This is a genomic window from Bradyrhizobium sp. S3.2.6 (genome assembly GCF_040546885.1).
In the GTDB taxonomy this organism is placed as follows: domain Bacteria; phylum Pseudomonadota; class Alphaproteobacteria; order Rhizobiales; family Xanthobacteraceae; genus Bradyrhizobium; species Bradyrhizobium cytisi.
Genome location: NZ_JBEPOS010000022.1, coordinates 112946 through 137400 on the forward strand (window position 1 = coordinate 112946; position 24455 = coordinate 137400).

General features: G+C 64.3%; 23 protein-coding genes. 15 read left to right on the plus strand and 8 right to left on the minus strand.

Annotation, left to right across the window (positions count from 1 at the left end):
* Positions 1–6 precede the first annotated feature (6 nt).
* Positions 7–1533 carry an AMP-binding protein gene (locus ABID58_RS29835; protein ID WP_354036410.1) on the minus strand — a complete coding sequence of 509 codons (1527 nt, stop codon included), beginning with the start codon at positions 1531–1533 and terminating at the stop codon, positions 7–9.
* Positions 1534–1659: 126 nt separating this feature from the next.
* Positions 1660–2688 carry an alpha/beta hydrolase gene (locus tag ABID58_RS29840; RefSeq protein ID WP_354036435.1) on the minus strand — a complete coding sequence of 343 codons (1029 nt, stop codon included), beginning with the start codon at positions 2686–2688 and terminating at the stop codon, positions 1660–1662.
* Between the two features lie 209 nt (positions 2689–2897).
* Between ABID58_RS29840 and ABID58_RS29845 the strand changes: the two genes are divergently transcribed.
* Positions 2898–3506: a hypothetical protein gene (locus ABID58_RS29845; protein ID WP_187434923.1), complete on the plus strand. Its 609-nt coding sequence runs from the start codon at positions 2898–2900 to the stop codon at positions 3504–3506.
* Positions 3507–3886: 380 nt separating this feature from the next.
* Here ABID58_RS29845 and ABID58_RS29850 read toward each other — a convergent pair whose 3' ends face one another.
* Entirely contained in the window at positions 3887–4891 is a 1005-nt protein-coding gene (locus ABID58_RS29850; RefSeq protein WP_354036411.1) for a 2-dehydropantoate 2-reductase, read from the minus strand.
* A 143-nt stretch (positions 4892–5034) separates the two neighbouring features.
* On the opposite strand from ABID58_RS29850, the gene ABID58_RS29855 reads away from it, so the two are divergent.
* Positions 5035–5643, plus strand: coding sequence for a YidB family protein (locus ABID58_RS29855; RefSeq protein WP_148751906.1), 609 nt, complete (start codon positions 5035–5037; stop codon positions 5641–5643).
* A gap of 28 nt (positions 5644–5671) precedes the next feature.
* Positions 5672–5944, plus strand: a complete 273-nt coding sequence (locus ABID58_RS29860; RefSeq protein ID WP_187434924.1) for a GlsB/YeaQ/YmgE family stress response membrane protein — start codon at positions 5672–5674, stop codon at positions 5942–5944.
* Between the two features lie 131 nt (positions 5945–6075).
* Here ABID58_RS29860 and ABID58_RS29865 read toward each other — a convergent pair whose 3' ends face one another.
* A complete protein-coding gene (locus tag ABID58_RS29865) occupies positions 6076–6861 on the minus strand; it encodes an SDR family NAD(P)-dependent oxidoreductase (protein WP_148751907.1) in 786 nt (261 codons plus the stop codon).
* 249 nt (positions 6862–7110) lie between these two features.
* Here ABID58_RS29865 and ABID58_RS29870 point away from each other — a divergent pair, with 249 nt between their 5' ends.
* The 3 genes from ABID58_RS29870 to ABID58_RS29880 are packed head-to-tail and all read left to right on the plus strand — an operon-like array spanning position 7111 to position 10188.
* Positions 7111–8175: an acyl-CoA dehydrogenase family protein gene (locus tag ABID58_RS29870; protein WP_354036413.1), complete on the plus strand. Its 1065-nt coding sequence runs from the start codon at positions 7111–7113 to the stop codon at positions 8173–8175.
* A 16-nt stretch (positions 8176–8191) separates the two neighbouring features.
* Positions 8192–9352 (plus strand): acyl-CoA dehydrogenase family protein, encoded by a 1161-nt coding sequence (locus ABID58_RS29875; protein WP_148751909.1) that lies wholly within the window; start codon positions 8192–8194, stop codon positions 9350–9352.
* 17 nt (positions 9353–9369) lie between these two features.
* Positions 9370–10188: an enoyl-CoA hydratase/isomerase family protein gene (locus ABID58_RS29880; RefSeq protein ID WP_148751910.1), complete on the plus strand. Its 819-nt coding sequence runs from the start codon at positions 9370–9372 to the stop codon at positions 10186–10188.
* A gap of 57 nt (positions 10189–10245) precedes the next feature.
* Here ABID58_RS29880 and ABID58_RS29885 read toward each other — a convergent pair whose 3' ends face one another.
* The 3 genes from ABID58_RS29885 to ABID58_RS29895 all read right to left on the minus strand — a co-directional run bounded on the left by ABID58_RS29885 (position 10246) and on the right by ABID58_RS29895 (position 13127).
* On the minus strand, positions 10246–10992 hold the full coding sequence (locus ABID58_RS29885) for a VOC family protein (protein ID WP_354036415.1): 747 nt from the start codon (positions 10990–10992) through the stop codon (positions 10246–10248).
* 2 nt (positions 10993–10994) lie between these two features.
* Positions 10995–11783 (minus strand): enoyl-CoA hydratase, encoded by a 789-nt coding sequence (locus tag ABID58_RS29890; RefSeq protein ID WP_354036416.1) that lies wholly within the window; start codon positions 11781–11783, stop codon positions 10995–10997.
* Positions 11784–11921: 138 nt separating this feature from the next.
* Positions 11922–13127 carry an ABC transporter substrate-binding protein gene (locus ABID58_RS29895; RefSeq protein WP_148751913.1) on the minus strand — a complete coding sequence of 402 codons (1206 nt, stop codon included), beginning with the start codon at positions 13125–13127 and terminating at the stop codon, positions 11922–11924.
* Between the two features lie 310 nt (positions 13128–13437).
* On the opposite strand from ABID58_RS29895, the gene ABID58_RS29900 reads away from it, so the two are divergent.
* Positions 13438–14238 carry a thermonuclease family protein gene (locus ABID58_RS29900; protein ID WP_354036436.1) on the plus strand — a complete coding sequence of 267 codons (801 nt, stop codon included), beginning with the start codon at positions 13438–13440 and terminating at the stop codon, positions 14236–14238.
* Between the two features lie 36 nt (positions 14239–14274).
* Positions 14275–15765 carry a M48 family metalloprotease gene (locus ABID58_RS29905; protein ID WP_148751972.1) on the plus strand — a complete coding sequence of 497 codons (1491 nt, stop codon included), beginning with the start codon at positions 14275–14277 and terminating at the stop codon, positions 15763–15765.
* Positions 15766–15901: 136 nt separating this feature from the next.
* On the opposite strand, the gene ABID58_RS29910 is transcribed toward ABID58_RS29905, so the two are convergent.
* The gene (locus ABID58_RS29910; RefSeq protein ID WP_148751914.1) at positions 15902–17230 is read right to left on the minus strand and encodes an MFS transporter; all 1329 of its coding nucleotides are present in this window, start codon (positions 17228–17230) and stop codon (positions 15902–15904) included.
* A 181-nt stretch (positions 17231–17411) separates the two neighbouring features.
* Between ABID58_RS29910 and cyoA the strand changes: the two genes are divergently transcribed.
* Genes cyoA through ABID58_RS29945 form a run of 7 tightly spaced genes read left to right on the plus strand, consistent with a single transcriptional unit; the run spans position 17412 to position 24333 of the window.
* Complete coding sequence (gene cyoA / locus ABID58_RS29915) at positions 17412–18575, plus strand: ubiquinol oxidase subunit II (RefSeq protein ID WP_354036418.1); 1164 nt, start codon at positions 17412–17414, stop codon at positions 18573–18575.
* 25 nt (positions 18576–18600) lie between these two features.
* Complete coding sequence (gene cyoB / locus ABID58_RS29920; RefSeq protein WP_354036419.1) at positions 18601–20598, plus strand: cytochrome o ubiquinol oxidase subunit I; 1998 nt, start codon at positions 18601–18603, stop codon at positions 20596–20598.
* On the plus strand, positions 20599–21228 hold the full coding sequence (cyoC, locus tag ABID58_RS29925) for a cytochrome o ubiquinol oxidase subunit III (protein WP_354036421.1): 630 nt from the start codon (positions 20599–20601) through the stop codon (positions 21226–21228).
* A complete protein-coding gene (cyoD, locus tag ABID58_RS29930) occupies positions 21225–21605 on the plus strand; it encodes a cytochrome o ubiquinol oxidase subunit IV (protein ID WP_148751918.1) in 381 nt (126 codons plus the stop codon). The genes cyoC and cyoD overlap by 4 nt, the downstream gene beginning before the upstream one ends.
* An 8-nt stretch (positions 21606–21613) precedes the next feature.
* Complete coding sequence (locus ABID58_RS29935) at positions 21614–22453, plus strand: SURF1 family protein (RefSeq protein ID WP_354036423.1); 840 nt, start codon at positions 21614–21616, stop codon at positions 22451–22453.
* Entirely contained in the window at positions 22425–23810 is a 1386-nt protein-coding gene (locus tag ABID58_RS29940) for an ATP-binding protein (RefSeq protein WP_354036425.1), read from the plus strand. The genes ABID58_RS29935 and ABID58_RS29940 overlap by 29 nt, the downstream gene beginning before the upstream one ends.
* Entirely contained in the window at positions 23800–24333 is a 534-nt protein-coding gene (locus ABID58_RS29945; RefSeq protein ID WP_148751921.1) for a response regulator transcription factor, read from the plus strand. The genes ABID58_RS29940 and ABID58_RS29945 overlap by 11 nt, the downstream gene beginning before the upstream one ends.
* Positions 24334–24455 lie beyond the last annotated feature (122 nt).

Genomic DNA, 24455 nt, shown 5'->3' on the forward strand with positions numbered 1-24455 from the left:
TGACGCTCAAGCCCGCGCGAGCGCACCGGCCGGCGCCTTCGCAGGCATGATACGGAAGGCACGACCCTCCTTCATCCACGCCGCGCGCTCGTCGCGCAGCAACGTGCGGCGAACCTTTCCGGAATCGTCGCGCGGCGGCGTGCTGACGATCTCGAAACTCTCGGGATGCTTGTAGCGGCTGAGCCTGTCTTTCAGGAAGTCCGCCATGCCGTCCGCAATCGCCTGACCGTCCGCGTTCGCCTCCGGCTCGATGATGGCGTGCACACGCTGGCCCAATTCCGGATCTGGCAAGCCCACCACCACGCAGGACCGCACGCCGGGACATTCGGAAACGGCGGCCTCGACCTCGGCGGGATAGATGTTGGCGCCACCGCGCAGCACCATGTCTGCCAAGCGGTCGCCGAGATAGAGATAGCCTTCGGCATCCAGCCTGCCGATATCGCCGAGCGATTCCCAGCCGTCGGCGCGACGCTTCGGCTCCGCGCCGAGATAGTGATAGGTGGCGTCCTTGCCGTCATTGTTGAGGAAGTAGATCTCGCCGGTCTCCCCCGGCGCGACGTCGTTGCCGTCCTCGCCGATGATGCGGAGCTTCGCCGTCTCGCCGATCCTGCCGACCGAGCCCTTGTGCGCCAGCCACTCCGTGCCGGAGATGATGCAGGCGCCCTGCCGCTCGGTGCCGCCATAGAGCTCCCACACCCGCTCGGGCCCGAGCCAGGCGATCCAGTTCTCCTTGAGCCAGGGCGGCATCGGCGCCGCCATGTGGAACACAGTCTGCAGGCTCGACACATCGTAAGAATTACGGACGTTCTCCGGCAGCGCCCAGATCCGATGCATCATGGTCGGAACGAAATTGACCCATTGCACGCGCTCGCGCTCGATCTGCCGCAACGTCTCCTCGGCGTCGAACTTGACGAGGCCGGTGAGCTTGCCGCCGTAGAACAGCGCGTAATGTGACACGATGAACGGCGCATTGTGGTAGAGCGGGCCCGGATTGAGCAGTGAGGCGCCGAAAGGCATGTTGAGCGGCGGCGGTGTGACCGTGTCGACGACCGCAGGATTGTGGTCGAGGATCACCTTGGGACGGCCGGTCGAGCCGCCGCTGGTCATGGCCTTCCAGTAGCGCGCCACAGGCGGGTCGATCTGCTCGTCGGAAAAACCTTCCGGCACGAAATCCGCAGGCAGCCGGTTCGGCGCATTCCAGTCGGCCTCGCCGCCGACCACCAGCGCGGGCTTGAGAATCTCAAGCACGGCCGCGGCTTCGCCGCGCGGCAGCCGCCATGACAGCGAGGTCGGCGTCGCGCCGCATTTCCAGACCGCAAAGCTGGTCTCGAAGAACGCATTGCCGTTCGGCAATCCGATCGCGACGAAATCGCCGGGCTTGACGCCCTTTGCCGCAAATGCCCGCGCGCGCCGGTTGGCGCCACGCTCGAGCTGGTCCCAGGTCAGCCGATCCTGCCCATGCTGAACGGCGACGGTGCCTTCGGGTTTGCGTTGAGCGTACCAGCGCGGCACATCGGACAGGGGCAGCAGCATCAGGCGTTTCCACTTCGTCTTCTTGGCGTCGCCTCAGGATGAGGTGCCCGCGCGACGAAGTGTAACAGCAGCAGCTGGACCTTCAAGGCGCAAGCCTTCAAAGCACAAGCATTCAAAGCGCTCGCATCAGCGCTCCGCGCCACAGCCTGGAATATCGAACAGCGCCGCAAGCCCGCATTTCGAGGTCAGCATCTTGTCGCCGTCATGGCCGACGCCGGCGACATCCCACACGCGATGATTGGGCGTGCCGTGATCGCGCTTGGCTATCGCGTCCACATAGGCGTGGCCGCGGGCGTAGCGATAGGGACCCTGCGCCTTGGCCATGCAGCTCTTGTCCAGCGCAGGATGCTCCGGATTGGTGTCCAGGGTGCCGAGCAGGTAGATCACCTCACGGTCGACATAGCGCTGCTCAAGCGCGGCCGGCGTCGCATCGGCAAGGTAGGGCGGACGCTCGTCCATGCCGTATTTCCAATTATTGTAGCCCGAGCAGGATGCGGCGATGGCAGGCACCGGCCGCTCCGCGCTGAAATACGCATAGGACGAGGGGTTGGCGACGACGTAGCGGACGTCGATGTGCTGACGCGACAGCATCGCCTCGCCCTTGCCGGCAATGGCATAACGCTGCGCGACCTGGCCGCCGCCGGAATGACCGGCGACCACGACCTGCTTCAGGTTCGGGAAGATGCGCCGGTCGGAGAGCTTTGCCAGGATCGCGTCGAGCGCCTCGAAGGAGGACACCGGGTTCGGAGCAAGCGCGCCATCGCCGCCTTCCCAACCTTCCAATGACCAGCGCAGCGTATCCGCGGGCAGCTTGTGCGCCTCGATATCGATCTCAGCCAAAAACTGCGGGACGATCATCAGCGCGCTCTTGCCATCGTCCCCTGCCGCGACCTGCGCGGTATGCGCTGACATATAATATTCGTCGGCATTACGCAGGCGTCCGTGCAGCACGATGATTGCGCGCGAGATCGCCGGCAGCGGTATCGACCAGTCGCTGGAGAGATAGAGCGGTAACATCCCCTGGCCGCCGACCGCCAGCCGCGCATCGGCAACAACCTTCACGGGCTTGCGGTTCGGTGCATCCTCGTCGGCGGCGAGCGCGCGGCCACAAGCCAGCGACAATGCGATTGCGGCGAAACAGCTCAGCGCTCTCATGATGAACATTTCCCTTCCAGCTCGAACCGATAAAACTCTAAGCGCATCACGTGCCGCTCGGCTGTGACTCCCGCGCCACGTCAAGCAAAAAATGTCAGCAACCCAGCCGTGAATTTCCCGGGTTCCACGGGTGACAAGGCGGCGATAATGGAGCAAAAATCAGGCCCGACTCAGTTTGGGTTGAGTTTTACAGGGAACGCTCTCGTAGAATGTCGGACCTAGTTGCATCGCGTCGTGCGGCGCTGTTTGTCGTTGCCGCAGCAGGATTTTTCCTGCTGATCGCGTCGCATGCCCACGCGCAATGGTGGAAGCGCGCGCCGGTTGACTTCGAGGAATGCGCCGACGCTGCCGAAAAATCCGCGACCAAGGCCGAGAAGACCGCAGCGCTTGCCGACTGCAACGCAAAATTCGCCGGCCGGCGCAAGGCGGGCGGCGGCTACACCTATTACGACTTCCTCCAGGACCGCACCTTCGACATCGCCGGGCCGAACCCGACGCCGGAGGAGCAGAAGAAGATCGACGAATCCTACACCGCCTATCTCGCCAATCAGCGCCGCAGCAATGAAGCGGCCCAGGCCACGGCACGGCAGCAGCGCGAGCAGCAGGAACAACAGGTGCAGCAGCTTCAGCAGGTCGCACTGCGAACCGAGGCCGAGCGCGTGCCCGTGCCCGTGGAACGGCCGAAGGTGCTGCGACAGAAGGGCGCGCCCTGCACCAAGGGATCGTTCTCCTGCGAATGGCCGCGGCTGTCGGAAAGCCTGAGCGATCTGAAGAGGCTGTTCAGCCCGACGCCGAGCAAGCCGGCGAAGAAGGGCTGAGGCACAGCCGTCATTGCGAGCGGAGCGAAGCAATCCAGAGTCTTTCCGCGGAGGCAGCCTGGATTGCTTCGCTGCGCTCGCAATGACGACGTTGATACAGTCGCGAGCTATCCTAGCACCGTTATCCCGGTTAAGGCTGAGGATGCCGTTCCTTAATTCGTATGCTTCTTCCTGCTATGCTTGGGTGACGTAACCGGAGGAGTCCCCGGAGCCTGTACTGTCGGCGGATTGCCCAACGCCGACCGGCTCTCCTTCAAGCGCGCGTCATAGCCCGGGGAATTCGTGACGGTCGGCGGCCGGGCCTCAGCAAATGTGACGGCACCGCATAGCGCGATCAGCGCGAGCCCCAACATCAGCACATACTTCATCGCGCTCCTCCATCAACCGGCACGTATCTGCTGCGGTGAGAGTCCCGGCGGGCCCTTGCCGGCGGTTTCGGCCTGCTTGATCAGCGCAACAATGCGGCGCATCAGCGGCGTATCGACATTATTCTTCTCGGCCAAGGCAATGACCGCCCCCTGGAGATAGTCAATCTCGGTCTTGCGGCCCTGCTTCAGATCCTGCCACATCGAGGAGCGCGCCTCGGGATCGATCTTCATCGTCCGCCCCAGGATCGCGTTGAAGACCATGTCGGGCAATCTCAGCAAGCTCGGCGTCCAGTTCGGCGGGATTGGCGTTGCCGAGGCCGGCGTGATGCCGGCGGCCTTTAGCGCGGCCAGACCTTCCGCCATCTGGTCGGCGAACAGTCTTCGCCAGTCGCGGTTCGCCAATTGCGCAGCGAGCGGCATGTCGGACAGGGCGCTGAGCGCGTTGTTCAAGTTGATGATCAGCTTGCCCCATTGCACGCCGGCGATGTCGCGGCTTGCGCGCAAATTAAGCCCCGGCACAGACATCGCCGCAGCCGTGTTGTCCGCATCTTCACCGACATGGATGTCGCCGGAGCTCGAGCGATGGAAGCGTCCTTCCCCCATTGCCACCACATTGAACGGCACCATGCCGGCAAGCACGCGCCGGCCACCGAGCCGCTCTTGCAGCACGGCGACATTGCCGACACCGTTCTGCAACGACACGATGACGGCATCCTGAGGCGCGTGCTGCGCGATCTGGTCCGCGACCTCTGCCGTGTCGGCGCTCTTGACCGTGACCAGCACGATGCCGGCGCTGTGGAAGATTGCGGGATCTTCCGACAGCGCGAGCCGGCCCGCATCCAGCTTCTTCTCAGCACCGTCGAAATCCGTCAGCCGCAGGCCGAACTGCTCGATCTCGGTCTTCACCCGCGGCCGCACCAGCATTGCGACCCGACGGTCGGCAGCCGCCAGCTGGCCTCCGACAAAACAGCCGATGGCGCCCGCCCCGGCCACCACGATCGATCGATCCGTAACCACCTGGCCTGCTCCCTGAATGACCGGCCCTCGATAGCAGAGCTGACGCCGGCTGCCCATCGCCCGGTTGCGGCGCAATCGCCTTGTAACCGTCATGAGAGCCTCATATGTTTTGGAAAGGGGCTTGTTACCGGCAGGAGAACGCCATGGGTTTACTCGACGTCCTCAACGGCATGCAGAATGGCCCGCGCGGCCCAAGCGCGCCGAGTTCACAATCCTCATCCAGCGGCGGCATGTCGCCCATGACCATGGCGATCCTTGGTCTGCTCGCCTGGAAGACTTTCAAGCATTTGACGGCGGGCCAGCCAGGCGCAGCGCCGCAGACGGCGCCGGCCTCTATGCCACCGGTGAATGCGGGCCCGGGCGGAGGCCTGGGTGGCGCGCTTGGTGGTGCTCTTGGCGGAGGCGGCGGCCTCGGTGACGTGCTCAAGGGTGGCCTCGGCGGCCTGCTCGCGGGCGGCGCGGCCGGCAGCGTGCTGAGCGGCGGGCTTGGCGATCTCCTCAACCAGCTCCAGCAGGGCGGCCACGGCGAGACCGCGAACACCTGGGTCGGCAAGGGCGAGAACAAGCCGATTGCACCCGGCGATCTCGCCAACGCACTCGGCGCCGACCAGATCCAAAGCCTCTCCGCCCAAAGCGGCCTGTCGCGCGACGAGCTGCTCTCCGGCCTCAGCCAGTATCTGCCGCAGGTGATCGACCACCTGACGCCGGACGGACGGTTGCCGACCGAGAACGAGATCTCAGACAGAGTCTGATTTTAGTCAAACCGAGGGGAGCACTGACATGAGCATGGGCGGCATCTTGTGGATCATCGTCGTCGGCTTCATCGCCGGCCTCATCGCGCGCTGGCTGGCGCCGGGGCCGAACAACCCGTCAGGCTTCATCCTGACCACCATCCTCGGCATCGTCGGTGCGTTTCTGGCGACCTTCGTCGGCCAGGCCATCGGCCATTACAGCCCGGATCAAGGCGCCGGATTCATCATGGCCACGATCGGTGCCGTGGTGGTGCTGTTCATCTGGCACCGGCTGGTGGCGAGCGGCGTGATCAAGGGGTGACGGCCTAGGCGTCAGATAGACCCACGCTGCCGGCTCATACTCTGTCATTGCGAGGAGCCCTTGCGACGAAGCAATCCAGACTGTCCCCGCGGAGACGATCTGGATTGCTTCGCTTCGCTCGCAATGACGAGTCACGTAATCAAATGCATCCCCGCATCCATGCGCACGACCTCGCCGGTCATGTTGCTCGAGGCCGGCATCGCCAGGAAGCAGACGAGCTGGGCGATGTCCTCGGCGGATGAGGCGACCTTGAGCGGCACCTTCGCCACCACGCTGTCGCGCACCTGCTTGGCGCCGGCTTCGCCGCGGCCCTTGGTGAACCAGGGCGTGTCGATATAACCGGGGCACACCGTGTTGACGCGGATCAGCGGCGCGAGTGCGCGCGACAGCGACAGCGTCATGGTGTTGAGCGCGCCCTTGCTCGCGGCATAGGCGATCGACGAGCCGACGCCGCTGATGCCGGCGACCGACGACACGTTGACCACGGCGGACGAGCGTCCCGACGCTTTCGACCCGGCTTCCAGCAAGCTGCGCGCCGCGCGCACCATCTGGAACGGGCCGATGGTGTTGACACCGTAGAGGCGCTGGAAATCTTCGGCCGACAATCCGTCGAGATCGGCATGGGCGACGTGCTTGGTGGTGCCGGCATTGTTGACGAGGATGTCGAGCCGGCCCCAACCGCTCGCGGCCGCAACGATCTTGCGGCAATCATCATCCTTCGAGACGTCGCCCTGCGCGACCAGAACTTCCGCGGCGCCGGCCTTGCGGCAGAGCTCTGCCGTGGCCTCGGCTTCCTTCTGGCTCGACGAATAGTTGATGACGAGCCGCGCCCCGCTCCGCGCGAGAATTTCCGCGGTCGCAGCACCGAGACCGGATGCGGATCCCGTCACGATTGCGCTCAGACTGTCTTTTGCCATCCGGATTTCCTTCCCCGTTATCGAGTTGCTGGCGCCCTGTTTAGCGAGTTTGCCGCTCCCTGCAAATCAAGCAAACTCCGCTAAGCGGAATTACTCCGAACCGGGTCTTGCCCCCATGCTAGCGCCGCAGATGGGCCTGCGATCAACGCTTGTCAGGGCCATGGCTTTTTCGGATCATCGGGCGCAAGAAGAGACCGCGCGCCGCACTGACCGGGCAGGACGCGCCAATGGCAAAACACGGGGAACGCTGTGGCGGAGAGTGACAATATGGTCGTCGAGACCGCGGAGAAGATCTTCGCCGATCTCGCCGATCCGCAGACCATCAACAACGACAAGAAGGATACGTGGCAGGCGCCGCTGTGGCAGGCGCTGAGCGAAGCCGGCTTGCCGTTATCCTGGGTGCCCGACGATCTCGGCGGCTCCGGCGCGAGCCTTGCCGATGGTTTTGCCTTGCTGAATGCCGCCGGCCGTTTCGCGGTCGCGGTTCCGCTGGCCGAGACGATGCTCGCGGGCTGGCTGCTGGCGCAGGCGAAGATCGCTTCGCCCGAAGGCGAGATGACGGTGCTGCCAGCCTCGCCGAAGGATCGGATCACGATGGATGCCGACGGCGCACTCTCCGGCCGCTGCCGCGGCGTGCCGTTTGCCAAAGCGGCAAAATATCTTGCGGTGCTCGCGGATGGCAAGGACGGCGTCTCGATTGCGCTGGTCGATGCAAGCAAGGGCCGGATCGAATCCGGGCTCAATGTCGGCTACGACCATAGCGACACCGTCACGCTCGACAAGGTCCAGCCCATCACCATCAAGCCCGCACCAAAGGGTTTTGACCAAACCACGCTGATGCTGGTGGGCGGTGTCGCGCGCAGCCTTCAGATCGCCGGTGCACTGGAATCCATGCTTGACATCTCCGTGCGCTACTCCAACGAGCGCGTCGCTTTCGAGAAGAAGATCTCGAAATTCCAGGCGGTGCAGCACAATCTCGCACGCCTCGCCGGCGAATCCGCCGCGGCGCTCGCGGCTGCAACCTCGGCCGCCGATGCGATCGCGAACGCAAAGTCGTTCGACGACGAGGTCTATCTCGAAGCCGCCTCTGCAAAGATCCGCTGCGCCGAGGCAGCAGAGAAAGGCGGCGGCATCGCGCATCAGGTGCACGGCGCGATCGGCTTCACCAACGAGCACATCCTGCACCGGTACTCGTTGCGGGCGCTGGCCTGGCGCGATGATTTCGGCTCTGAGAGCCACTGGGCCGTCGAACTCGGCAAGCTCGTCGCCAAACGCGGCGCCGATGAATTGTGGCCGCTCGTGGCGTCGCGCTGATCGGGAGACGAAACACATGACCGCTGCTCTTCGTTTCGATCCGATCCGCCTGCCCGAGAAGTGCGAGCAACTGCGCAAGGAAGTGCGCGCCTTCCTCGCCGAGGAGATCGCCGCCGGCACCTTCGATCCGCACAAGCCCAACCGCGAAGACACCGATGCGCCGGAATTCTCCCGCCGGGTCGGCGCCAAGGGCTGGCTCGGCATGACCTGGCCGAAGAAATATGGCGGCCAGGAGCGCTCCTTCCTCGAGCGTTACGTGGTGACCGAGGAGATGCGCGTCGCCAACGCCCCGACGCGGCGCTTCTTCGTCGCCGACCGCCAGAGCGGGCCGGTGCTGCTGAAGTACGCGCCTGAGCACATCAAGATGGACATCCTGCCGCGCATCTGCCGCGGCGAGATCTGCTTTGCGATCGGCATGAGCGAGCCGAACTCCGGCTCCGACCTGTTCGCGGCGAAGACGCGCGCGACCAGGACCGATGGCGGCTATCTCATCAACGGCACCAAGATCTGGACCTCGTCGGCGCATATCGCCGACTACATGATCGCGATCTTCCGGACCTCGCCGCCGACCAAGGAAAACCGCCGTCACGGCCTGACCCAGTTCCTGGTCAAGATGAAGCAGCCGGGCATCAAGGTGAACCCGATCGGCCAGATCACCGGCCAGTACGAGTTCAACGAGGTCGTCTTCACCGACTTCTTCGTGCCCGAGGATCACGTGCTCGGCGAGGTCGACGGCGCCTGGAAACAGGCGACTTCAGAGCTCGCCTATGAGCGTTCAGGCCCCGAGCGCTTCCTCGAGACCTATTACGTGCTGACCGAGCTGGTCCGGGCGGTCGGTCCCAATCCTGACACGCGCAGCGCCGAAGGCATCGGACGCCTCGTCGCGCAGCTCCACACCATGCGGCGCATGTCGGTGTCGGTCGCCGGCATGTTGCAGGCCGGCAAGGAGCCGGTGGTGGAAGCCTCCATCGTCAAGGACATCGGTACGGTCTGGGAGCAGCAGCTGCCACATCGCGTGCGCGACCTTGCCGCCTTCGTCGAGGAGACCGCGACCAACCGCGAGACGCTGGAGCGGCAGCTCGACTTCGCGATCAAGACCGCGCCGAAACTCACCATCCAGGGCGGCACCACGGAAGTGCTGCGCGGCATCATCGCCCGCGGGCTTGGTTTGCGCTAATTCAATCGAGGATCATCATGAGCACCTATAAAGATATCGGCGTCGAAAGGGTCGGGCATGTCGGCACCATCGAGATCCGCCGCCCGCCGCTCAACTTCTTTGACATCTCCCTGATCAACCAGATCGCGGATGCGCTCGACGAGTTCGATCGCGACATCGAGATCCGCGCCTCCGTTCTCTCGGCGCAAGGCAAGGCGTTCTGCGCCGGCGCGAATTTCCAGGACCCGGCGCGGCAGGCGCAGGAAGCGCGCGAAGCCGATAAGGCTGCCAAGGGCGATCCGGCCGACAGCCTCGGAGCAATCAATCATCTCTACATCCAGGCCGTGCGCATCTTCCGCGCCAAGAAGCCGATCGTCGCCGCCGTGCAGGGCGCAGCCATCGGCGGCGGCCTCGGCCTTGCGGTGTCGGCCGACTTCCGGGTCACCTGCCCCGAAGCGCGCTTCTCCGCGAATTTCACCAAGCTGGGTTTCCATCCCGGCTTCGGCCTGACGACGACGCTGCCCGAGCTGATCGGCAAGAACAACGCCGAGCTGATGTTCTACACCAGCCGCCGCGTCACCGGCGAAGAAGCCGTCAAATGGGGCCTCGCCAATGTGCTGGTGCCGCAGGACCAGGTGAAGGCGGAGGCGATGAAGCTCGCCGGCGAGATCGCCGAATGCTCCCCGCTCGGCCTGCTCTCTACCCGCGCCACGATGCGCGCCGGATTGGCCGATCGCGTCATGGCCGCGACCAATCACGAGCTCACCGAACAGACCCGCCTGCGCGCGACGGAAGATTTCAAGGAAGGCGTGAAGGCCACGGAAGAACGGCGTGTGGCGAATTTCAGGGGGCGGTGACTGCGGCGGCGTTTCGTCAATGAGTACCTCATTGAGGTGACGGATCACGACGAAGGGTCAACTGACGCGGAAGATCACGCCGCCCAACAGAAACTCGTTCTCGGCCACTGCCAGCCCCTTTGACCTCGCGACATGGAGCACGTGCGCGGCATCGGCCACCCGAAACTCGAGCGCACTCATGATCTCGCTGGCGCCCTTGACGAAGCGGAAGGTTGCGTTGGGCAGCTTCAGCTCAGAGCCATCAGCTGCCACGCCGATAATCTTGCTCCAATGCTGCGCCAGCCCGTGTGGATCCGGGCTCTGCATCTCCACTGCCGTCAGCGCCTGCGTCACTTCCTTGCGGACGAACTTCTGCCAGTCCGGGCCTGCGGGCGGATACGTGCCAAAAATATCGTCGCTGCCTGCGGTGTGGTTGAACTCGATGAAGGCGGCGCGGCAGTCGCGGGGGTGGAGCTGGACGCCGTGATAGGGGGCGTGGTCGATGACGTTGGCGGTGCGGACGCCAAGCGCATTGGCGTTGCGGCCTCGCTCGTCCGGGTCGTTGCAGCAGAAGATCGCCATGTAGCCGCCGCGCCCCCCGGTCTTCTCGATAAAGCGGCCGGCCGTGGTGCCGTCCTTGAAGGGTGCGACGACCTCGAGCATGATCGTGTCGACCGGGAGCAGTGCGTTCTCCAGGCCGTATTTGGCGACATTTCCGTCGCGGTAGCAGACGGCGAGGCCCATGGTCTCGGCGATATCAGAGATGACAGGCGCGAGCTGCGGCGCGACCAGACAAATCTGCCGCAGCCGCATATAGGGCGCCATCGTCATGCGCCCCTGAAGGCCGGCTTGCGCTTCTCGACGAAAGCCTTCGCGGCCTCCTTGTGATCGTCGGTGTCGCTGCAGCGGGTGTGATGGATGGCTTCACCGTCGAAGCAATCTTCCAGCGGCAGATGCTCGGCATTGTTGATGTTGCGCTTGATGTAGCCAAGCGCGATCGACGGCCCCTGCGCCAGAGAGAGCGCCAGCTCGTGCGCGGCAGCATCAATCTCTGCATCGGGCACGACCTTCGTCACCATGCCGATCGCATGCGCTTCCTTCGCCGTCAGCACGGGCGAGGTCAGATAGAGTTCGCGTGCCCGCGCGCTGCCGAGCAGCTGGGTGAGAAAATAGGTGCCGCCGTAATCACCGGAGAAGCCGACCTTGGCGAAGGCCGTGGTGATCTTGCAGGATTCGGAGGCAACGCGGAGATCGCACGACAGCGCCATCGAAAGACCGGCTCCGGCTGCCGCGCCATCGAGCTGCGCCACCACCGGCTTCGGCATCTGATGCAGGATGCGCGAAACCTCCATGCCGCGACGCAGATTCGCCATCTTCACTTCGAACGGCAGCGGCGCGCGGCCGGCCGCCATCGACTTGACGTCGCCGCCGACGCAGAACGAGCCGCCGGCGCCCTTGAACAGCACCGCGCGCACCTCCGGATCGTTGGCGGCGCGCCGCGCCGCCTCGACCAGACCGGCGACCATCTCGGGATTGAGCGCGTTCTTCCGCTCGGGACGATTCATGGTGATCGTGAGCAGTCCGCCTTCGAGCTTTTGCAGGACCATGTCGTTCATGGGACGTCTCCCTTGTTGTTGTTAGGTTCTGTCATTCCGGGGCGCGCCACTCGGCGCGAGCCCGGAATCCATCGATCAACCGTCACTGCGGCCAGATGGATCCCGGGTTCGCTTCGCGCCCCGGGATGACGCTTCGCGTCATTTCTTCACCAGCGGGCAGCGCGATTGCTCCAGCGACTGGAACGCCTCGCTGCCGGGCACCGTGGCGACCAGCTTGTAGTCGTCCCAGCGGCCCTTGGACTCCGACGGCTTCTTCACCTCGAACAGGTACATGTCATGGATCATGCGGCCGTCCTCGCGGATCTTGCCGTTCTTGGCGAAGAAGTCGTTGATCGGCGTATCCTTCATCACCTTGATGACCGCGGCCGAATCCGTGGTGCCGGCCGCCTTCACCGCCTTCAGATAATGCATGACGGAGGAATAGACGCCGGCTTGCGCCGAGGTCGGCATCCGCTTGGTGCGCTCCATGAAGCGTTTCGACCACGCGCGGGTCTCATCGTTGAGATCCCAGTAGAAGGCTTCGGCCAGCAGCAGGCCCTGCGCGGTCTCGAGACCGATCGAGTCGATGTCGGAGACGAAAGCGAGCAGCGGTGAGACCTTCTGGCCGCCCTTGGTGATGCCGAACTCGGCGGCCTGCTTGATGGCGTTGACGGTGTCGCCGCCGGCGTTCGCGAGCCCGATCACCTTGGCTTTCGAGGCCTGCGCCTGCAGCAGGAACGACGAAAAGTCCGACGTGTTGAGCGGATGGCGCACGCTGCCGAGCACCTTGCCGCCGGTCTTGGTCACGACCGCGCTAGTGTCCTTCTCCAGGTCCTGGCCGAAGGCATAGTCGGCGGTGAGGAAGAACCAGGTGTCGAGGCCCGACTTCACGGCCGCAAGGCCGGTCACGTTGGCCTGGCCGTAGGTGTCGAATACATAGTGGATGGTGTAGGGACCGCAGGCCTCGTTGGTGAGACGGATCGAGCCCGGGCCGTTGAACATGATGATCTTGTTGCGCGCCTTCGCGATCTCGCCGGCGGCAAGTGCGGTCGCAGACGCCGCGACGTCGTAGATCATTTCGACGCCCTGATTATCGAGCATGTCGCGGGCGAGGTTGGCGGACAGGTCGGCCTTGTTGAGATGGTCGGCCGCGATCACCTGGACTTTGCGCCCCAGCACCTCGCCGCCGAAATCTTCCACCGCCATCTTAGCTGCGGTCTCGCTGCCGGGGCCGGTGATGTCGGCATAGAGGCTCGACATGTCGAGGATGCCGCCGATCTTCAAGGGTGGCTTGTCCTGGGCCTGCGCAACAGTCGCGCTGAGAGCCAAGGCGGCGGCAAAAATGCCGGACAAAATATGCTTCATTGAAAAGGACCTCCCTTGATCGCCTGACTCTTGAATGGCGGCTTGATTATTGCTGTTGGCAAACGCTGTTGCCGCAATCATGCCGCACGCGCAAGAGCGCAGCAAGCAGAAGCGCGATGCGGGTCTTTCGACGGGCCTCATGTTTTCCGCAAAGCGGAATGGTGACTTATGGATAAATATCTCCACGTCATTGCGAGCGCAGCGAAGCAATCCAGAATCCCTCCGTGGAAAGACTCTGGATTGCTTCGCTGCGCTCGCAACGACGGAGCGTGAGGAAGCCTCTTCGCGCCACGCAGCGCTTGAGTTAATATTGACACGTAACGCAACCTCTCCGGGTCTCGTGACGCAACGGCTTCGCTTCATCGTCGCATTTGTTCTCGCCGCAGGTCACACTGCGTTTGCGGCGCCGTGCCAATTCGAAACACAGGGCGAAGGCCGCGTCGTTGGAATCGTCGATGCGCGCAGTGTGCGTCTCGACGACGGCCGTGAGGTGCGCCTCACCGGGATCGAGCCCACTGCGTCGACCAGGCAAGCGCTGACCTCGTTGCTCGCCGGCCGCGACGTGACGCTGCGCGGCACGGACGACACACCCGACCGCTACGGTCGCCAGGGCGCGCTGCTGTTCATCGGCGAAAGCGACACCTCGGTACAGGCGATGCTGCTCGCCCAAGGCGACGCCCTCGTCTCGGCCGAGATCGCGGACAAGGAGTGCGCCACCGCGCTGATGTCGTCAGAGACCGAGGCGAGGCGCCAAAAAAAGGGCAACTGGGCTGACCCGTCGGCCATAAAAAACGCGGAAAGTCCGGACGATATTTTGGCCGGGAAAGGGCGCTTTGTGGTGGTCGAGGGCAAAGTCCTGTCGGTCCGGCAAGCTGGGGCAATGACCTACCTCAACTTCGGACGGAACTGGACACACGGCTTTGCCGCGACTATTTCAAAGCGCATGGTGCCGGCGTTCGAAAGCGCTGGAACGACGCTTAAGTCCCTGGAAAATAGGTACATTCGCGTCAGGGGCTGGGTTGAGGGGACTACGGGGCCGCGTATCGACGTGCTCCGGGTAGGACAGGTCGAGTTGCTGGGCGCAAGCGAGCCGATTGGGGTAAGGCCCTGACCAGGGGCCAGGCACGGGTTAAGCGACGTGAATGGGGTGCTAGAACAGCACAAAAAGGGCGAAGGACGCCGCCTTCGGGCTGCGCCGGCCGCGCTTTGCCTCGTTCTGGGCACGGCTCTCGCCGGCTGCGGCGATATGGGCCGGTTCCAGACCGCAGCGGCGCCGGCGACCATCGCGTTGCCCAAGCCGAAGCCGGCTGTCGCCCAGACCCCCGCCACCGAGAAAGAGCACGAGCGCATCCTGGCGAGCTATGGCGGGGCCTATGACGACCCCAGGCTCGAATCACTGGTCAGCAAGACCGTCGACCGGCTCGTCGCGGCGTCCGACCGCCCTGACCAGGGCTATAAGGTCACCATCCTCAATTCCGGCGCGGTGAACGCTTTCGCGCTGCCGAACGGCCAACTCTATGTCACCCGCGGGCTGCTCGCGCTGGCCAGTGACACCTCCGAATTGTCCTCCGTGCTCAGCCACGAGATGGCGCATGTGCTGTCGAAGCACGCCGCGATGCGCGAGGACCAGGCGCGCCAGGCCGCCATCGTCACCCGCGTCGTCACCGACATGAGCACCGATCCCGATCTCACCGCGCTCGCGCTCGCCAAGACCAAGCTCACCATGGCGAGCTTTTCGCGCAATCAGGAATTCGAGGCCGACGGCATCGGCGTCGGCATTTCCGCCAAGGCACATTTCGACCCGTATGGTGCCGCACGCTTCCTCTCCGCGATGGAGCGCAATGCCGAGCTGAAGGCCGGCAAGAGCTCGCTCGATCCGCGCGCGCAGGATTTCACCTCATCGCATCCGGCCACGCCCGAGCGGGTGCAGAATGCGCAGACCATTGCTCGCCAATATGTCGCCCCAGAAGGTGGCGAGCGCGACCGCGAGAGCTATCTCGCCGCGATCGACAATCTCGTCTATGGCGAGGACCCCAGCGAAGGCTTTGTCCGCGGCCGGCGTTTCCTGCATCCAAAACTCGGCTTCACCTTCCAGGCGCCGGACAATTTCACGCTCGACAACACTGCGCAGGCCGTGATTGGCGTACGCGAGGGCGGCTCGCAGGCGATGCGCTTCGACGTCGTGCGCGTGCCGGCCGAGCAGTCACTGGGCGACTACCTCAATTCCGGCTGGATGGAGGGCGTCGAGAAGGCGTCCACCGAGGACATCACCATCAACGGTTTTCCGGCCGCGTCTGCCACCGCCAAGGGCGACCAGTGGCAGTTCAAGGTCTATGCGCTGCGCTTCGGCAGCGACGTCTATCGCTTCATCTTCGCCACGCGGCAGAAGTCGACCGAGAGCGATCGCAATGCGCGCGAGACCGTCAATTCGTTCCGCCGCCTGACCCTCGAGGAGATCCAGGCCGCCCGTCCGCTGCGCATCAAGGTCATCACCGTGCAGCCCGGCGACACCGTGGAATCGCTGTCTCACCGCATGGCCGGCGTCGATCACCCGGCCGAACGATTTCGTGTGCTGAACGGCCTCGATCGCACCGCGCAGGTGAAGGTGCGTGACCGCGTGAAGATCGTGACGGATTGAGGCGCGCCGAGCTGCCGTAGGTGGGCAAAGCGGAAAGCGTGCCCACCACTTCTGCGCCAGTGGAGGAGGGATGGTGGGCACGGCGCAAGAGCGCCTTTGCCCACCCTACAAAAGCTCTCGTAGCTGCTGTTTGTACTTAGCCGCCCGCGTCCATGTCACCCACCTCGCGCTGGCCGCTGAGCCAGAGCGCGAGCAGGGTCCAGAACGCGCCGGAGAGCAGGTAGGCACCCGAGGCGATGACGCCGAAATTGGTGGCGAGCAGCAGCGCGACCAGCGGAGCGAATCCGGCGCCGAACAGCCAGGCCATGTCCGAGGTCAGCGCGGACGCCGTGTAGCGGTACATCTGCTTGAAGTTCGAGGCGATCGCGCCCGACGACTGACCGAAGGAGAGGCCGAGCAGGATGAAGCCGATCACCATGTAGATGGTCTCGCCGAACGCGCCGGCGTCGAGCAGCTGCGGGGCGAAGCCACTGTAGATCGCAATCGCGATCGCCGATCCCATCAGCAGCGACTTGCGGCCGACCCGGTCGGCGATGACGCCGGAGGCCACGATCGCGGCGACGCCGAACACGGCGGCGACGATCTCGATGATCAGAAATCGCACCGGGCTTTCGCGGGTGAACAGGAACACCCAGGACAGCGGAAACACCGTGACCATGTGGAACAGCGCGAAGCTCGCGAGCGGCGCGAACGCACCGAGCATGATGTTGTGACCTTCGCGGGCAACCGTGTCGGAGATGCGCGAGGGCTGCAGTTCGCGGGTTTCGAACAAAGATGCGTATTCCTCGGTCGTCACCATGCGCAGGCGCGCGAACAGCGCCACGACGTTGATGGCGAAGGCGACGAAGAACGGATAACGCCAGCCCCAGTCGAAGAAATCGTCGGCCGAGAGGTTACCTGCGAAATAGGCGAACAGCGCGCTCGCCACGATCAGCCCGAGGGGTGCGCCGAGTTGCGGCACCATCGCGTACCAGCCGCGCTTGGAGGCCGGCGCGTTCAGCGCCAGCAGCGAGGCCATACCGTCCCAGGCGCCGCCCCAGGCCAGACCCTGCGCGATACGCGCCAGTGCTAGCAGCCAGATCGCGGCGACGCCGATATCGTGATAGCCAGGCAGGAACGCGAGCGCCACGGTGGCGGTGCCGAGCAGGAACAGTGCCGAGACCAGCTTGGCCGTCTTGCCGTACTCCCGGTCGACCGTCATGAAAATGACGGTTCCGACCGGCCGGGCGATGAAGGCCAGCGCGAAAATCATGAAGGAATAGAGGGTGCCGGTCAGCTCGCTCGTGAACGGGAACACCAGGCGCGGAAACACGATCACCGAGGCGATCGCGTAGACGAAGAAGTCAAAGAATTCCGAGGTGCGGCCGATGATGACGCCGATGGCGATCTCGCCAGGACTGGCCAGGTCGTGGCCGTGCTCACCCGAGTGGAGGTCTGCCATTGCGGGGGTCTGTGCCGTCGCCATGCGTGCGCCCTTAACGTCCTGAAAACCAAAGCCGACCGCCCGGCGGAACGCCAGCCAATCTTGCCTTGTTTGGCCCAACATCCCGCACTGCAACATTGGACAAATTGTCCAATGTCCGGATTGCTGCGCCGCAGCTACCCATTGGCCCCGCAAAGGAAACTCATTCTCAAAGGCTCGGCCCGTGTCCCGTTTCAAGATCCTGGCGCTGCTACCCCTGGCAGTTGCGCTCAGCGGCTGCAACTACGTCGTGCTAGCGCCAGCCGGCGATATCGCGGCGCAACAGCGCGACCTCGTCATCATCTCCACCGTCCTGATGCTCCTGATCGTCGTCCCCGTGATGGCGCTGACGGTGCTGTTCGCCTGGCGCTACCGCCAGTCCAACAGCTCGGCCCGCTACGAGCCGGATTGGGACCACTCGACCAAGCTCGAGCTGGTGATCTGGTCGGCGCCGCTGCTGATCATCGTCTGCTTGGGCGCGCTGACCTGGATGGGCACGCATCTGCTCGACCCCTATCGCAACATCGGGCGCATCCATGCAGAACGCGCACTGGATCAGTCCAAGGCTCCGCTCGAAGTCGATGTCGTCGCGCTCGACTGGAAGTGGCTCTTTATCTACCCCGACTACGGCATCGCCACCGTCAACGATCTGGCCGCGCCGGTGGATCGCCCGATCAACTTCCACATCACCGCGTCTTCGGTGATGAACTCGTTCTACATTCCGGCACTCGCCGGCCAGATCTACGCGATGCCGGGCATGGAGACGTCGCTCCACGCCGTGATCAACCATGCCGGTACCTACAAAGGTTTCTCGGCGAACTATAGCGGCGCTGGCTTCTCCGGCATGCACTTCAACTTCCACGGCCTCGACGACAAAGGCTTTGACGCCTGGATCGCCCAGGCCAAATCGGCCGGCGGCTCGCTCGGCCGCGCCGAATATCTCCAGCTCGAGAAACCGAGCGAGAACGAGCCGGTGCGCCGCTACGGCACGGTCGATGCCGATCTCTACCGACTGGTCCTCAACATGTGCGTCGAGACCGGCAAGATGTGCCAGAGCGAAATGATGGCGATCGATGCCAAGGGCGGTCTCGGCCATGAAGGCCTGAACAACACCCTGCCGCTGGCCTACGACAAGTACGCCCGCCGCGGCACTGTGCTCGGGCCCGAGCCGACCTTCGTCGCCGGTACCTGCACGCCGGACGCGCCGCAGGGCGCCGCGACCACGGCCGCGATCAAGGCGCCGCTCGACACCGCCCCGCTGCTGGGTGCCGGCCTGAAGCGGCCGACCTTCGCGCCGCTGAAGTCCTCGTCCTTCTTCCTCGGACAACGTCCCAAGTCAGACTCCTGACGTCAGACTCCTAAAGAGAGCTCGCATGTCTCCTGATCTTCTCAAGCTCATCTTCGGCCGTCTCGGCCTCGATTCGCTACCGCTGCACGAGCCGATCCTGGTCGCTACCTTCGTGATGGTCGCGCTTGGCGGCGGCGCGCTGTTCGCCGGCGTCACCTATTTCCGCCTCTGGGGCTATCTGTGGCGCGAGTGGTTCACCACTGTCGACCACAAGCGCATCGGCATCATGTACATGATCCTCGGCATCGTGATGCTGCTGCGTGGCTTCGCCGACGCGCTGATGATGCGCGCCCAGCAGGCGCTCGCGTTCGGCGGCTCCGATGGCTTCCTCCCCGCCCATCACTACGATCAGGTCTTCACCGCCCACGGCGTGATCATGATCTTCTTCGTGGCGATGCCGCTGGTCACGGGCCTGATGAACTACGTCGTGCCGCTGCAGATCGGCGCGCGCGACGTGTCGTTCCCGTTCCTCAACAATTTCAGCTTCTGGATGACGGTCGGCGGCGCGGTGCTGGTGATGGCTTCGCTGTTCATCGGCGAATTCGCCCGCACCGGCTGGCTCGCCTATCCGCCGCTGTCAAACATCGGCTACAGTCCTGATGTCGGCGTCGACTATTACATCTGGGCGCTGCAGGTCGCCGGCGTCGGCACGACATTATCCGGCATCAACCTGATCTGCACCATCGTCAAGCTGCGCTGCCCCGGCATGACCATGATGAAGATGCCTGTGTTCACCTGGACTGCGCTCTGCACCAACATCCTGATCGTCGCCTCCTTTCCCGTCCTGACCGTCGTGCTCGCGCTGCTCTCGCTCGATCGCTACGTCGGCACCAACTTCTTCACGAACGATTTCGGCGGCAGCCCGATGATGTACGTGAACCTGATCTGGATCTGGGGCCATCCCGAGGTCTACATCCTGGTTCTCCCCGCCTTCGGCATCTTCTCGGAAGTGACCTCGACCTTCTCCGGCAAGCGGCTGTTCGGCTACACCTCGATGGTCTACGCCACGGTCGTCATCACCATCCTGTCCTACCTGGTCTGGCTGCACCACTTCTTCACGATGGGGTCGGGCGCCAGCGTCAACTCGTTCTTCGGCATCACCACGATGATCATCTCGATCCCGACGGGCGCGAAGATGTTCAACTGGCTGTTCACGATGTATCGCGGCCGCATCCGCTTCGAGCTGCCGATGCTGTGGACGATCGCCTTCATGCTGACCTTCGTGCTCGGCGGCATGACCGGCGTTCTGCTCGCAGTCCCCCCGGCCGACTTCGTCCTGCACAACAGCCTGTTCCTGATCGCGCATTTCCACAACGTGATCATCGGTGGCGTGGTGTTCGGCGCATTCGCCGGCATCAACTACTGGTTCCCGAAGGCGTTCGGCTTCAAGCTCGATCCGTTCTGGGGCAAGCTGTCGTTCTGGTTCTGGGTCACCGGCTTCTACATGGCCTTCATGCCGCTCTATGTGCTCGGCCTGATGGGCGTGACCCGCCGCCTGCGCGTGTTCGACGATCCCTCGCTCCAGATCTGGTTCGTCATCGCCGCGATCGGCGCCGGCCTTGTCTTCCTCGGTATCCTCAGCATGCTGATGCAGTTCGCGGTCTCCTTCCTCAGGCGGGAGCAGCTCAAGGACGTCACCGGCGATCCCTGGGACGCCCGCACGCTGGAATGGGCGACATCTTCGCCGCCGCCGGACTACAACTTCGCCTTCACCCCCGTCGTTCACGACAACGACGCCTGGTGGGACATGAAGAGGCGCGGTTACCAGCGTCCGCTCACCGGGTTCAAGCCGATCCACATGCCCAGCGGCACCGGCACCGGCATCATCCTCGCCGGCTTCGCCACCGCGATGGGATTCGGCCTGATCTGGTACATCTGGTGGCTGGCGGCCGCGAGCTTCATCGCGATGCTCGCCGTCGGGATCGGTCACACCTTCAACTATCACCGCGACTTCGACATTCCGGCTGACGACGTCATCCGGACCGAGGATGCGCGCACCAAGCTGCTCGCCGGAGTCAAGTAAATGACTGTCGCTGTCAATCCCACGCAAACCGGCGAGCCGGTCTTCTACCTCGCCGACGAACATCCGCATCCGGAAGGCTACAGCACCTCGCTCGGCTTCTGGATCTACCTGATGAGCGACTGCCTCATCTTCGCGATGCTGTTCGCCGCCTTCGGCGTACTCGGCGCCAACTACGCCGCCGGGCCTGCGCCGAAGGACCTGTTCGACCTCAACCTGGTCGCGGTGAACACCTCGATGCTGCTGCTGTCGTCGATCACCTATGGTTTTGCGATGCTGACGATGCAGCAGAACAAGATCGCCCAGACGCAGATGTGGCTCCTGATCACCGGCCTGTTCGGCGTCGCTTTCATCAGCATCGAGCTCACCGAGTTCGCCCACATGATCCATGAAGGCGCCACGCCGCAGCGCAGCGCCTTCCTGTCCTCCTTCTTCACCCTGGTCGGCACCCACGGCCTCCACGTCTCCTGCGGCCTGATCTGGCTGGTGACCCTGATGGTGCAGGTCTGGCGTTTCGGCCTGATCGAGGCCAACCGCCGTCGCCTGATGTGCCTGTCGATGTTCTGGCACTTCCTCGACGTGGTCTGGATCGGCGTCTTCACCTTCGTCTATCTCCTGGGAGTTCTGCGATGAACACCGACACCCACGCCGCCCACGCGCACGACCATCACCACGACGACGGCCACGCCCATGGCACGTTCTCGACCTACATGCTCGGCTTCGTGCTCTCGGTGGTGCTCACGGCGATCCCGTTCTGGCTGGTGATGAGCGGGACGCTGCCGAGCAAGCAGATCACCGCGCTGGTCATCATGGCCTTCGCCGTCGTGCAGATCGTCGTGCACATGATCTACTTCCTGCACATGAGCCCCAAGTCCGAGAACGGCTGGAGCATGATGGCGCTGATCTTCACCATCGTGATGGTGGTGATCGCGCTGTCCGGTTCGCTGTGGGTGATGAACCACCTCAATAGCAACATGATGCCGATGCACGAGATGACGGGAATGAAGTGAGCGATCCCGTGAGACCCGAGGATAACGAAGCGCGCAGCCCCACAGCGGCTACGCGTCCATCCCTGTGGCTCACGATTCTCTCGCTCTCCGCCGTCGCTGTTCTAATCGCCCTTGGCGTCTGGCAGGTCGAGCGCCGTGCCTGGAAGCTCGCGCTGATTGATCGGGTCGAGCAGCGCGTTCATGCCGCGGCCCAGCCGATCCCCGCGCGCGCAGCCTGGCCGGCGATCACCGCCGCAGGCGACGAATACCGGCATGTCAGCCTCTCCGGCCGCTTCCTGCACGACCGCGAGACCCTGGTTCAGGCCGTCACCGAGGACGGCCCTGGCTATTGGGTGCTGACGCCGCTCCAGCGCAGCGACGGCACGCTTGTGCTGATCAACCGCGGCTTCGTGCCATCCGAGCGGCGCGACGCATCGACGCGCCAGGGCGGCAATCCGGACGGCCAGGTCGAAATCACCGGTCTCTTGCGCATCACGGAGCCGAAAGGCGGTTTTCTCAGGGACAACGTGCCCCAGCACAACCGCTGGTACTCGCGGGATGTCGCCGCGATTGCGGCCGCGCGCGACCTCCAGAACGTTGCGCCGTTCTTCGTCGATGCCGACGCCGGATCACAATCCGGCAGCGCTCCAATCGGCGGATTGACCGTGGTCCGCTTTCCCAATAACCACCTGATATACGCGCTGACGTGGTTTGCCCTGGCTTTCATGCTGGCCGGTAGACTTCTCGTCACATTCGGCGGCGGGCTGTTCCGCCGCAGCAAGCGCTTCGTCCACGAAACGGCCGGCGGGTCGGATGCCTCCGCCCGCAGGACGGGATCAGATGCTGGAACGATCGTCGAACCGACCTGACGACGGGAACACTTACGGCGAGCTGGCGGTCACGCTGCAATCGCAGGCGGACGCGCGCAGCGAGCTGATCGGCGCGGCCCCCACTGACGACGAGACCAACCGCAAAAACATGGCGCTGCTGATCCAGCTGCGCTGGACCGCTGTGGTCGGCCAGATCGTCACCATCGGCGGCGTGCATTTCTGGCTCGGCATTCCGCTGCCCCTCACCCGCATGGGCGCGGTGATCGGCGCGCTGGTGCTGCTCAATGTCTCGAGCCTGGTCTGGGTGCGCCATCGCGCCGCGATCACGAACAACGAGCTCTTGGTCGCGCTGATGCTGGATGTCGCCGCGCTGACCGCGCAACTCTATCTCAGCGGCGGCGCCACCAATCCCTTCACCTCGCTGTTCCTGCTTCAGGTCACGCTCGGCGCGGTGCTGCTCGATGCCCGCTCGACCTGGTCGCTGGTGGCGCTGAGCTGCGCGAGCTTCGTGTGGCTGACGATGGCCTACCGGCCGCTCGACCTGCCGCCGAATCCGCTGAGCGAGACCTATACGCTCACCGTCACCGGTATGCTGCTGGGCTTCATCCTCAACGCCGTGCTGCTGGTCGTGTTCGTCACCCGCATCAACAGGAATTTGCGCGAGCGCGACGCGCATCTGGCGGCGCTGCGCCAGCACGCGGCCGAGCAGGATCACATCGTCCGCATGGGCCTGCTCGCCTCCGGCGCGGCGCATGAGCTCGGCACGCCGCTCGCCTCGCTCTCGGTCATCCTCAGCGACTGGCGCCGCATGCCGGATCTCGCCGCCGATCAGGAGCTCGCCGAGGACCTCACGGAGATGGAAACCTCGCTGCAACGCTGCAAGACGATCGTGACGGGCATTCTCGTGTCGGCCGGCGAAGCCCGCGGCGAGGGATCCTCGCCGACGACGGTGACCGCCTTCGTCACCGCACTGGTCGAAGAATGGCGCGACGCCCGCTCGGCGCGCACACTGTATTTCGTCAATACCTTTGGCGAGGACGTCGCGATCGTCTCGGACATCGCGCTGAAGCAGGTGATCTTCAACGTCCTCGACAACGCCTATGAAATCTCGCGCGGGTGGGTGGAGTTGCTCGCCGAACGCGAGGGCGACAATCTGGTGCTCTCGATCAGCGACCGCGGCCCGGGCTTCGCGCCTGAAATGCTGGCACAGCTCGGAAAGCCCTACCAGTCGAGCAAGGGCCGCGCCGGCGGCGGGCTCGGCCTGTTCCTGGTGGTCAACGTGGTGCGCAAGCTGGGTGGCAGCGTGACCGCCGAGAACCACCGGAAGCGCGGCGCCACCGTGCGCCTGACGCTGCCGCTCGCCACGCTCGCGATCGGAGGCAGCTTTGACGCCTGACCGTTCGCTCATCGTCGTCGAGGACGACGATGGTTTTGCGCGCACGCTGAAACGCTCATTCGAGCGCCGCGGCTACGAGGTCGTGCTCGCCGCCTCGATCGAGGATGTCCGGAAGGTTCTGGAGGACCGATCCTTCGGCTATGCCGTGGTCGACCTCAAGCTCGGCGGCGCCTCCGGCCTTGCCTGTGTCGATCTGCTGCATACCCACGACGAGGAGATGCTGATCGTGGTGCTGACGGGCTTCGCGAGCATCTCGACCGCCGTCGAGGCCATCAAGCTCGGCGCTTGCCACTACCTCGCAAAACCCTCCAACACCGACGACATCGAGGCCGCCTTTAACAAGGCCGCAGGTAACGCCGACGTCGCGCTGGACGTGCGGCCGACCTCGATCAAGACGCTCGAATGGGAGCGCATCCACCAGACGCTGATCGAGACGGACTTCAATATCTCGGAGGCCGCGAGAAGGCTGGGCATGCACCGGCGCACGCTGGCACGAAAGCTCGAGAAGCGGCCGGTGAAATGAGCCGACGCCTCACTTCGGAGGGTGGGTTAGAGCGTTAGCCCATCTGACTGAATCGTTGGGGATTCACAAATCAGCGTTTTGGTGATTCAAGCTACCCGCCGGGACGGGAGGCCGGCGGGCAT

Coding starts and splice junctions, on each gene's coding strand:
- ABID58_RS29835 (WP_354036410.1), bottom strand. CDS start 1,533: ATGCTGCTGCCCCTGTCCGATGTGCCGCGCTGGTACGCTCAACGCAAA.
- ABID58_RS29840 (WP_354036435.1), bottom strand. CDS start 2,688: ATGAGAGCGCTGAGCTGTTTCGCCGCAATCGCATTGTCGCTGGCTTGT.
- ABID58_RS29845 (WP_187434923.1), top strand. CDS start 2,898: ATGTCGGACCTAGTTGCATCGCGTCGTGCGGCGCTGTTTGTCGTTGCC.
- ABID58_RS29855 (WP_148751906.1), top strand. CDS start 5,035: ATGGGTTTACTCGACGTCCTCAACGGCATGCAGAATGGCCCGCGCGGC.
- ABID58_RS29860 (WP_187434924.1), top strand. CDS start 5,672: ATGAGCATGGGCGGCATCTTGTGGATCATCGTCGTCGGCTTCATCGCC.
- ABID58_RS29865 (WP_148751907.1), bottom strand. CDS start 6,861: ATGGCAAAAGACAGTCTGAGCGCAATCGTGACGGGATCCGCATCCGGT.
- ABID58_RS29875 (WP_148751909.1), top strand. CDS start 8,192: ATGACCGCTGCTCTTCGTTTCGATCCGATCCGCCTGCCCGAGAAGTGC.
- ABID58_RS29880 (WP_148751910.1), top strand. CDS start 9,370: ATGAGCACCTATAAAGATATCGGCGTCGAAAGGGTCGGGCATGTCGGC.
- ABID58_RS29885 (WP_354036415.1), bottom strand. CDS start 10,992: ATGGCGCCCTATATGCGGCTGCGGCAGATTTGTCTGGTCGCGCCGCAG.
- ABID58_RS29890 (WP_354036416.1), bottom strand. CDS start 11,783: ATGAACGACATGGTCCTGCAAAAGCTCGAAGGCGGACTGCTCACGATC.
- ABID58_RS29895 (WP_148751913.1), bottom strand. CDS start 13,127: ATGAAGCATATTTTGTCCGGCATTTTTGCCGCCGCCTTGGCTCTCAGC.
- ABID58_RS29910 (WP_148751914.1), bottom strand. CDS start 17,230: ATGGCGACGGCACAGACCCCCGCAATGGCAGACCTCCACTCGGGTGAG.
- cyoB (WP_354036419.1), top strand. CDS start 18,601: ATGTCTCCTGATCTTCTCAAGCTCATCTTCGGCCGTCTCGGCCTCGAT.
- cyoC (WP_354036421.1), top strand. CDS start 20,599: ATGACTGTCGCTGTCAATCCCACGCAAACCGGCGAGCCGGTCTTCTAC.
- cyoD (WP_148751918.1), top strand. CDS start 21,225: ATGAACACCGACACCCACGCCGCCCACGCGCACGACCATCACCACGAC.
- ABID58_RS29940 (WP_354036425.1), top strand. CDS start 22,425: ATGCTGGAACGATCGTCGAACCGACCTGACGACGGGAACACTTACGGC.